Origin of the sequence: Azonexus sp. (genome assembly GCF_036170495.1) — a bacterium.
GTDB lineage: Bacteria > Pseudomonadota > Gammaproteobacteria > Burkholderiales > Rhodocyclaceae > Azonexus.
On sequence record NZ_JAVHPH010000268.1, the window covers coordinates 10794 to 15252 of the forward strand.

A 4459-nucleotide genomic window follows, 5' to 3' on the forward strand; every position below is an offset into this window, starting at 1 on the left:
CAAGCCGGTTTCAGTCATTATCTGCCTTGATGCAGACCACCGGTTTCGTGGATAGATGCAGCACCTTGCGCGTCACCGAACCGAGGGCGAGGGCCGCCAGGCCGCCCAAGCCACGGGTGCCCATGACGATGCTGTCGCAGCCCAGTTCGTCAGCCAGCGCGACGATTGTTTCCGCTGCATCACCGAGCTTGACGTGGGTTTTATGAGCAATGCCCGCCTCGTTCAAAACGTTGAGAACCGGTTTCAGCACGATGTGCGCGCGGGCCGTCAGGTGACTCTGGATGGCATTTTCTTCCATGCCGTGGGTTTGCCAGGCGACAGGTGACGGTTCGACATTGAGGACATGCACCTCAAGGTCGCCGTGCAGTTTGGCGAACTGAACCAGATAGAGGGCTGCAGCGAGGGCATGTTTCGAACCGTCGACTGGAAGTAATACGGACTTCATTGCGGTCTCCTTTTGCCCGGTGATGGGCGGTTAAATGCATTCCTGCTATTACTGTAGAAGCAGCGGACAGGTTTCGTTAGCAGTATCGCCAAAACCAGCCTGTTTTTGTCGACAGATGGTCGCCTTGTCGCAAAAGCGACAATTTCACTGGTTTTAAATTCATATAAATCAATGAATTAAAGGTGGCACCCGTCTTGCTAATTGCTATCCAGACCTCTGGAGAACAGCATGAAAGCCAGCGAAATCCAGGCCTTGCTCGACGAGCCAGCCTGTACCCATAACACCAAGGAAAAGTCCGGCTGCGCCAAGCCGAAGCCAGGCGCCACGGCGGGCGGCTGTTCCTTTGATGGCGCGCAGATTGCGCTGCTGCCGATTGCTGACGTCGCCCACATCGTGCATGGCCCGATTGCCTGTGCCGGTTCCTCCTGGGACAACCGTGGCACGCGCTCTTCCGGCGTGACGCTGTACAAGATCGGCATGACCACCGACCTGTCGGAAACCGACGTGGTCATGGGGCGCGGCGAGAAGCGGCTGTTTCATGCCATCAAGCAGGCCATCGACAGCTATTCGCCGAAAGCGGTCTTCATCTACAACACCTGCGTCACCGCGCTGATCGGCGATGACGTCGGCGCCGTCTGCAAGGCGGCGACCGAACGCTGGGGAACGCCGGTGGTGCCGGTCGATGCGGCCGGCTTCTACGGCACCAAGAACCTCGGCAACCGGCTGGCCGGCGAAGCGATGTTCAAGCACGTCATCGGCACCGCCGAACCAGCGCCCGTCGTGCCGCGCGCCGACGGCCTGCCGACCTACGACGTCAATCTGATCGGCGAATACAACATTGCCGGCGAGTTCTGGCACGTCGCGCCGCTCTTTGACGAGCTCGGCCTGCGCATTCTGTGCACCCTGTCCGGTGATTCGCGTTTCCACGAAGTGCAGACCATGCACCGTGCCAAGGTGAACATGGTGGTCTGCGCCAAGGCGCTGCTCAACGTGGCGCGCAAGATGCAGGACTCCTACGGTCAACCGTTTTTTGAGGGCAGTTTTTACGGTGTGGCTGACGTCTCCAACGCCCTGCGCGATTTCGCCCGGCTGATTGGCGATCCGGACCTCACGGCACGGACCGAAGCCGTCATCGCCCGCGAGGAAGCCAAGGCGCACGCCGCGCTCGAACCCTGGCGCGCCCGCCTCAAGGACAAGCGCGTGCTGCTTTACACCGGCGGCGTCAAGTCGTGGTCCATCGTTTCGGCCCTGCAGGATCTGGGCATGAAGGTGGTGGCGACCGGTACCAAGAAATCGACTGAAGAAGACAAGGCGCGCATTCGCGAGCTGATGGGCGAGGACACCAAGATGATCGATGACGGCAGCCCGAAGGCGCTGTTGTCGACCTACCACGAGTACAAGGCCGACATCCTGATCGCTGGCGGACGCAATCTCTACACGGCGCTCAAGGCGCGGATTCCCTTCCTCGACATCAATCAGGAGCGTGAATTCGGTTACGCCGGTTATGCCGGCATGAGCGAACTGGCTCGCCAACTGGCGCTGTCGATGGAAAGCCCGGTGTGGGCTGCCGTGCGCAAGCCGGCGCCGTGGGCCAAGCAAAGCGGTCCCGGCACCGTGCTGGCAGCGTAAAGGGAGCGACATGGCTGAAATCATCCACTCCAAGAAAGCGCTGGCGGTCAATCCGCTCAAGGTCAGCCAGACCATCGGCGCCTCGCTGGCTTTCCTCGGCCTCAACCGCAGCCTGCCGCTCATGCATGGTTCGCAGGGGTGCACGGCCTTTGGCAAGGTGTTTTTCGTGCGCCACTTCCGCGAGCCGATTCCCTTGCAGACGACGGCGATGGATCAGGTATCGAGCATCATGGGCGCCGACGACAATGTGATCGAGGCGCTGCGCACGCTGTCCGACAAGAGCAAGCCGGACATCATCGGCCTCGTGACGACCGGTCTGTCGGAAACGCAGGGCACCGATATTCGCCGCTGTGTCGGCGATTTTCGCCGGGCTCACCCGGAATTCGACCACGTTGCCGTGGTCCCGGTGAATACGCCGGATTACGTCGGCTGTCTGGAAAGCGGCTACGCGCTGGCCATTGAAGCCCTGATCGAAACGCTGGTGCCGGAAAGCGCCTGCGTCGGCAAACGTCCCAAGCAGGTCAATGTGCTGGCCTCGGCCATGCTGACGCCGGGCGATATCGAGGCGATCAAGGAGTGGATCGAAGCCTTCGGCCTGCGCCCCATCGTCGTGCCGGACATTGGCGATTCGCTCGACGGCCATCTGGTCGAAGCCGAAACCTCATCGCTGACCATCGGCGGTACGCCGCGCTCGGAAATCGAGATCATGGGCGAGTCGACCGCAACATTGGTCGTTGGCCCTTCGCTGCTCAAGGCGGCCAACATCCTGAAGACGCGGACCGGTGTGCCTGACTACCATTTCGCTGGCCTCATGGGCCTCGAGGATTGCGACGATTTCACCCAGGCGCTGGCCGAGATTTCCGGCAAGCCGGTGCCCGAGAAGATCGAACGTCACCGTTCCCAGTTGCAGGATGCCATGGTCGACAGCCATTTCATGATCGGCTTTGCCCGTGTCGCTCTGGCTGGCGACCCCGATCTTGTCGGCATGCAGGTGCGTTTCCTGACCAGCATGGGCGCCGAAATTGTCAGCGCCGTTGCCACGCACAAGCATGAAAGCCTGGCTGGACTGCCAATCGCCAAAGTCATCGTCGGTGACTTGGAGGATATGGAAAAAGAGGCACGCAGCAACGGCGCGCAACTGATTGTCGCCAATTCCCATGCTGCCGACACCGCTTCGCGGTTGGGCTTGCCGCTGCTCCGGGCCGGCTTTCCGCAATACGACCACGTGGGCGGTTACGCCCGCACCTGGGTGGGCTACCGCGGGTCGCGGCAGGCCTTGTTCGATCTCGCCAACCTCATGCTGGGACAACACCATGAACTCGCACCCTATCGATCAATCTACTGGGCCGACGACCGCGATGGCGTCAGCAAACAACATGTCATCTCGTCGGCTGCAGTTGGTCTGGTCCATTAGGCAGGAGCCGGACGCCATGATCAAGGTCGCCTTCGCCTCGACCGACCGGACACGGGTCAATCAGCACTTCGGTTCGGCCGAGGGCTTCGTGGTCTACGAAGTGACGCCGGACAAGGCGACGCTGGTCGGCGTTGCCGAGTTTGCCGAAGAGGCGATGGACGGCAACGAGGACAAGCTCGGCGCCAAGGTTGATTTCCTCGAAGGCTGCGCCGGGGTTTACGTCATGGCGATTGGTGCTTCGGCGATCAAGAAGCTGCTGGCCAAAGGCATCCAGCCGATCCGCGTCGATGAGGTTGACACGGTCGACGAGCTTTTGGGGCAAATTTCGAAAGCGATGAGCGAGGGTGGGGTGGTCTGGATCGACCGCGCCATCGCCGCCCAGGCCAAGGCCAAGGAAGAGAATCGCTTCGCTTCCATGGAAGAGGAAGGGTGGGAAGGATGAGCGCCAACATGATCGAACACCGCGGCATCGTCCAGCGCGTTGAGGCAGGCAAGGCCATCGTCGCCATGGAAACGGCCGGCTGTTCGTCCTGCGGGCAGGGCAGCAGCTGCGGCATCGGCAAGATGGCCAGCGGCCGGCCGGCCACCTTGCTGACCCTGCCGGTCAGCGGCGACATCAAGGCCGGTGACATGGTGATGATCGGGCTGCCAGCCAGCCGCCTGACCTTCTCGGCCTTGCTCGGCTATCTCTTCCCGGCCTTCGCCATGATTTTTGGCGCCTGGCTCGGTTCACTGCTCGATGGCAGCGATGGTGCCACGGCCCTCGGTGCCATTGCCGGCTTTCTCGGCGCACTGGCCGTCGCCCGCATCGCCATCGGCCTGGTGCCCGGCCTCATGCCGGCGCCACAACTGATTCCGGTTTCCAACCAATCCAACCCATTTCCCAAGGAGTATGACCATGACTGAAGCCATTGCTGCCGATCCCATCTTCGAAACCGATTTCGTCAAGGAGATGGCCCGCCAGATGCGCG

General features: G+C 61.6%; 5 protein-coding genes. 4 read left to right on the forward strand and 1 reads right to left on the reverse strand.

What is annotated here, in order from left to right; genetic code table 11:
• Window positions 1–10: 10 nt before the first annotated feature.
• Window positions 11–445 (reverse strand): universal stress protein, encoded by a 435-nt coding sequence (locus ADADOO_RS09795; protein ID WP_511277116.1) that lies wholly within the window; start codon window positions 443–445, stop codon window positions 11–13.
• Window positions 446–673: 228 nt separating this feature from the next.
• On the opposite strand from ADADOO_RS09795, the gene nifE reads away from it, so the two are divergent.
• From nifE to ADADOO_RS09815, 4 genes are read left to right on the forward strand one after another with little or no spacing between them, the layout of a single operon-like run.
• Window positions 674–2074 carry a nitrogenase iron-molybdenum cofactor biosynthesis protein NifE gene (gene nifE, locus ADADOO_RS09800; RefSeq protein WP_511277118.1) on the forward strand — a complete coding sequence of 467 codons (1401 nt, stop codon included), beginning with the start codon at window positions 674–676 and terminating at the stop codon, window positions 2072–2074.
• Between the two features lie 10 nt (window positions 2075–2084).
• Complete coding sequence (gene nifN, locus ADADOO_RS09805; protein ID WP_511277120.1) at window positions 2085–3488, forward strand: nitrogenase iron-molybdenum cofactor biosynthesis protein NifN; 1404 nt, start codon at window positions 2085–2087, stop codon at window positions 3486–3488.
• A gap of 16 nt (window positions 3489–3504) precedes the next feature.
• Complete coding sequence (locus ADADOO_RS09810; protein WP_511277122.1) at window positions 3505–3930, forward strand: NifB/NifX family molybdenum-iron cluster-binding protein; 426 nt, start codon at window positions 3505–3507, stop codon at window positions 3928–3930.
• The gene (locus ADADOO_RS09815; RefSeq protein WP_511277124.1) at window positions 3927–4394 is read left to right on the forward strand and encodes a SoxR reducing system RseC family protein; all 468 of its coding nucleotides are present in this window, start codon (window positions 3927–3929) and stop codon (window positions 4392–4394) included. Before ADADOO_RS09810 ends, ADADOO_RS09815 begins: the two co-directional genes overlap by 4 nt.
• The last annotated feature ends 65 nt before the right edge of the window (window positions 4395–4459 follow it).